Origin of the sequence: Candidatus Sulfotelmatobacter sp. (genome assembly GCA_035498555.1) — a bacterium.
Lineage (GTDB): Bacteria > Eisenbacteria > RBG-16-71-46 > RBG-16-71-46 > RBG-16-71-46 > DATKAB01.
Map to the genome: position 1 here is coordinate 1 of DATKAB010000169.1, position 4,448 is coordinate 4,448.

Genomic DNA, 4,448 nt, shown 5'->3' on the forward strand with positions numbered 1-4,448 from the left:
GGACGGCCTGCGAGCTTCTTGCTAGCGTTCGGCGCTCTGCGCGTGCCGGAGTGGCGGAACTGGCAGACGCGCCGGACTCAAAATCCGGTTCGGCTCAAACCGAGTGCGGGTTCGACCCCCGCCTCCGGCACCAACGGCCCCCGCGCCTCGAAAGGCGGCCCGGAGCCCGGGCCTTGTCATAGTTCTGCAATAGATTTCCCAAGCTCCCACCACGACCGGGGCTTCCGAGCGCTTGAGCCCGACCCGGGCGCGCCGGTATGCTTGGAGCTTGAAGGCCGTACGTCCCGGAGTCACCCTCAACCGGCGCCGAGTCCGCCTAGCGGCCGCCATCCCCTTGGGACTCCAATCCCCCGCCATGGCGCATCGCCATGGATGCAGACGAGCCACGCGCTTCGCCGACCCGCTCGCGCGGCCAGGCCGTGACTGGAAACGAAGGCAGCGCGCAGGACGATGAGATTCGCGTACCCCACATTCGTCGTGCTCGCGTCCGCGTTCGCGGTCGCGTCGTTGTTCTTCTACGGCAAGGTCCGCGAGGGCGACCGGATCATCGGCCAGTTCGTCGATCAGGCCACTCGCGGCGTGCCGGCGGCCGACACCGACGCCGTGGCGATGGCGTTGTCACGCGAGGTGTTTCGGCGCACGGGAAACGCGATCAACGCCGCGAGCCTCCCCATCTACGAACGGCTCGAGGCGACCTCGTTCTTCAACGTCACCTCTTCGGTGAGCCTGTCACACGGCATCTATGGAACGTTCGGCAGCCCGTCGTTTGGGCCGTGTGGCACCATGTCCCGAGTCATGCTTCGGGCCCTCGAGCAGGCCAACATCCAATCGCGAAAACTCCAGCTTCTCGACGATATGAATGGAAAGGGCGGCGGCCACACCATGCTCGAGTACCGTTCGAACGGGCGCTGGGTGGTGCTGTCCCCGAGTGACTCGAGCATGGTGTGGCAAACCCACGACGGGCGACTCGCGACGCTCGCGGACATCCAGGGCGACTCGACGATCTTTGCTCAGATCTTCGAGCGCTACCCCAACTATCCTTTTCGTTTCACGAACGTCAGCCACATCCGCTGGAACAAACTGCCTCCGGCCTGGCGAAGCGCATTCCGCTGGTTACTCGGCGAGCAGGGATACCGCGATGCGCTGACTCCGTATCTCTACGACCGGCCTCGTCTGTTGTTCTTCTACCTCTCGCTCGGAGCGTTCGCGTTCTGCGCGGCGCTGGCGTTGGTGACGAGACGGGCAGTCCGGCGCGGCAGGCGCGCCACCGCGGCGGTCACCGCCTGATCGCCGCCCGGCAGGTCACGAGTGGCCGGGCCGATGACAGGAGTGCGAGGCTCTCCTATGCTCTCTCCATGCGTCGAGTCGTCGCTGCCTCGCTGGCCGTCCTGTCCATCACCTTCGCTTCGCGGGCCGGCGCGCAGATGCACCCCGGTGGCGGCTATGGGCCCGGGCCTCATCGACCCACCCACGCCGACAGCCTGCTCTCGCTGAACGGACCGCGACAGGTGTGGTTCCACGGCGGCATCGGCTGGATCAACGCGCCGTCCGATGTTCGCCAGCGCTACAACGCCGGCATCGTTCTGGGTGTCAGCGGTGATCGACGTCTCGAAGATCGGGTCGCGCTCCGCGGGCGAATCGAGTTCCAGGACTATCCCTCCACTCAGCCCGACATCTTCTACCAGGATGGAATCGCCTACCCGGTGAACCAGGACTACGGGCACGGCTGGCAGGGCAATGCGCTGGCGGGAGCCGCGCTGCGGGTGTGGAATCACTTCTGGTTCGACGGCGGGTACGGCGTCGCCTACTTCAACAACGGTTACGGCACGCTGAGCTACACCGATCTCGTGACCGGCCAGGTCATCGATCTGCATCCCACCAACGGATGGGGACCGATCTGGAGCGTCGGAACGCGCTACGAGTTCAAGCCATCGCTGCGCGATCGGCTGCTGGCCGAAGTCGAAGTCTACTCGATGAATCGCGACGGCATGACGGTGCGCTCGATCGCCATCCGCATGGGATACCGCGGCCTCTAGCCTTGCGGTTGCCACGCAAGGTTCCCGTTAATTTCGATTCCGTCGCGCGAATTCCCCGTCCGGAACAGGTGCAGGTGGGGTACGATCTCCTCGAAGGTCCGACAGTGACCGGACTCGCCTCCGGTCGCGGCCGAACCCGGTGCCGATCCCCTCGGACGCCTCGCTGCTCGCCGCAGCGCCGTACACCCAGCTCGCACGACTCGGCCAGTGGCCAGGAGACACCACCATGCGCAAGTCCCTTTCATCCGTCCTGATCGCCGCCGTTGTGCTGTTCGCGGCCGCATCCACCGTTCTCCTCCTCCGCTACCGCGAGACCACGCGTGACTTCGCCCGGCTGAAGGCCACTCACGAGGAGGTGCAGTCGCGTTACAGCCAGACTCTGGAGGCGATCGCCTCGATCCAGGACAGCCTGAACGCGATCTCGCTCGGCGACACCAATGTCGCGGTTCGCACCGGCGACCTCCAGACCGAGCAGGGCCTCAACGGCCCGAGCGGCCAGGAGGCGCTCGATCGCATCGCCGTGCTGCGCGCCAGCATCGCGCGGAGCAAGCAGCGGATCCGGCAGCTCGAAGCCAGCCTGCGCCTGAGCGGCAATCGGATCGCCGGGCTCGAGAAGCTGGTCGCGAACCTCAAACAGTCGGTGGCCGAGAAGGAGCAGGCGGTCGCCGAGCTCACCAGCCGCGTCGAAAACCTCTCGAACCAGGTCGCGGGACTCGAGAACACCGTGCAGGAGAATCAGCAGACGCTGCGCGAGCGCGAGCAGACCATCGAGGACAAGCGCCGGGAGAACGCCACGATCTACTACGTGGTCGGCTCCAAGGATGCGCTGACCAAGGTGGGCGCCGTGGTTGCGACCGGCGGCGTGCTCGGCATGGGCAAGACGCTTCAGGCTTCGCCGGCGGTGAAGGACAGTGCCCTCACGCCCCTCGACACCGATCAGAGCTCGATCGTGCCGATCGGCAGCGCCAAGGCCCGCGTGATCAGTTCGCAACCCGCGTCGAGCTACCAGCTGACGCCCGGCCTGGACGGCAAGATGGAGTTGCACATCACCGACGCGAAGCAGTTCCGCCAGGTGAAGACGCTGGTCATCATGACCGCGTGAGGCGCGGTCTACTGGAGCTAGATTCTGCGGATGACCTCGTAGCGGTGCGGATCGTTCACGAACAGCGCCTTGGTCGAGTCGTTCTCGAAGTAGTACGGGCCGCCGATCCAGTAGGCCTCCGCCGATCCCGAATGCGGTTGGAACACTCGACCGCTGACGGGATCGCGGACCGGCCCGCACCAGCGCGTCGGGGCGAGCATGAATCGGCGAAGATTGCGTTCATTGGCAAAACGATAGACCTCGCCGTTGACACGGAACTGGAGGTCGGCGCTGAGCGAGCCGAGTTGCCTCGGATCCACGGGATCCCAGAGCTCGCGCTGCATGTGGATCAGCCCCCACTCGGGAGCGACGATGGGTCCCGACGGGACCCAGGCCGGCGCTCAGGTGAAGCTGGCAGTAGCGGTCCCGGGCGCCGGACAGATGGGCAGCGGGGCGCCTAGCGAGGCGGGCAAGCCGGGAATCGCCGGCGGCGGAGCGGTGGCTGAAGCCACCGCGGTCTCCCCCGCCGCCACGGCCACTCTCGCCGGCGGCACAATACCAAGAGCGGTCACCGTGCAAAGGAGCAACAGGCATCGCATGGTGGATCGAACGCCCTCCCGAGGATAGTCTCGACAGAGTAATCGGCCGGAAGGCCTCCCGGACAGAGCTTCCTCGCCGGGAGCTTCAGGTCCCGGTCAATTCCGGCCCGCGGCCGAGCCGGCTACGGCTCCGGCTGCGCGTCTGGGCTGAAGGGTCCTGCCGCCACCCCGCCGACCCGCGGTCCGGCGGTCGACACCACCGATCGGAGAGTTGGAAATGACGCGTGCCGTGACGCTCCTCGCCCTCATCGCGGCCCTGGCCGCGTTCGGCTCAGGCCCGGCCCGCGCCGATCAGGCTTCACCCCCGTCGGGCCTCGATTCGCTTCCCCTCTGGCAGCCACCCGCCGAGTACCACGTGAAGATGACCGTGAGCGGCCCGCAGGGGGACGCCGTCATCGATCGCTACATCTCGAACCAGCGGTCGCGAATGGATCTCTCGGCTCAGGGGCACGAGATGAGCATGATCGACATCGGCGACGAGCAGGAGACCTACTACTCGCTGATGCACGAGCAGAAGATGGCGATGAAGGATTCGTGGAAGTCGTTGCCTGGTGGAGGCGATCCCGCGAGTCGCGACTCTTCGAAAGAGCGCGGTGCGGCGTCGCTTCACGCCACGCTGCTCGGCCGCGAATCCCTCGACGGCCGGCCGGCGCTCAAGTATCGCGTCGAGACCTCCGAGGGATCGGCGACTGCTTGGTTCGACGCCGCGCTCGGCGCGCCGCTGCGCATGGA

At 66.5% G+C, this 4,448-nt stretch carries 5 protein-coding genes and 1 tRNA gene; 5 read left to right on the forward strand and 1 reads right to left on the reverse strand.

From position 1 onward, the window contains the following. The first annotated feature begins 44 nt into the window (after positions 1–44). The 4 genes from VMJ70_13635 (at position 45) to VMJ70_13650 (ending at position 3,138) form a co-directional block, all read left to right on the forward strand. Positions 45–133: transfer RNA gene (locus tag VMJ70_13635), tRNA-Leu, on the forward strand. A 317-nt stretch (positions 134–450) separates the two neighbouring features. Next, the gene (locus VMJ70_13640) at positions 451–1,287 is read left to right on the forward strand and encodes a hypothetical protein (GenBank protein HTO92166.1); all 837 of its coding nucleotides are present in this window, start codon (positions 451–453) and stop codon (positions 1,285–1,287) included. Between the two features lie 68 nt (positions 1,288–1,355). Next, positions 1,356–2,036 carry a hypothetical protein gene (locus VMJ70_13645; GenBank protein HTO92167.1) on the forward strand — a complete coding sequence of 227 codons (681 nt, stop codon included), beginning with the start codon at positions 1,356–1,358 and terminating at the stop codon, positions 2,034–2,036. A 139-nt stretch (positions 2,037–2,175) separates the two neighbouring features. Further along, positions 2,176–3,138 carry a hypothetical protein gene (locus tag VMJ70_13650; protein HTO92168.1) on the forward strand — a complete coding sequence of 321 codons (963 nt, stop codon included), beginning with the start codon at positions 2,176–2,178 and terminating at the stop codon, positions 3,136–3,138. A gap of 17 nt (positions 3,139–3,155) precedes the next feature. Here VMJ70_13650 and VMJ70_13655 read toward each other — a convergent pair whose 3' ends face one another. Next, positions 3,156–3,461 carry a hypothetical protein gene (locus tag VMJ70_13655; GenBank protein HTO92169.1) on the reverse strand — a complete coding sequence of 102 codons (306 nt, stop codon included), beginning with the start codon at positions 3,459–3,461 and terminating at the stop codon, positions 3,156–3,158. 472 nt (positions 3,462–3,933) lie between these two features. Between VMJ70_13655 and VMJ70_13660 the strand changes: the two genes are divergently transcribed. Continuing rightward, on the forward strand, positions 3,934–4,448 hold a 515-nt coding region (locus tag VMJ70_13660), incomplete at its 3' end, for a DUF4412 domain-containing protein (GenBank protein ID HTO92170.1).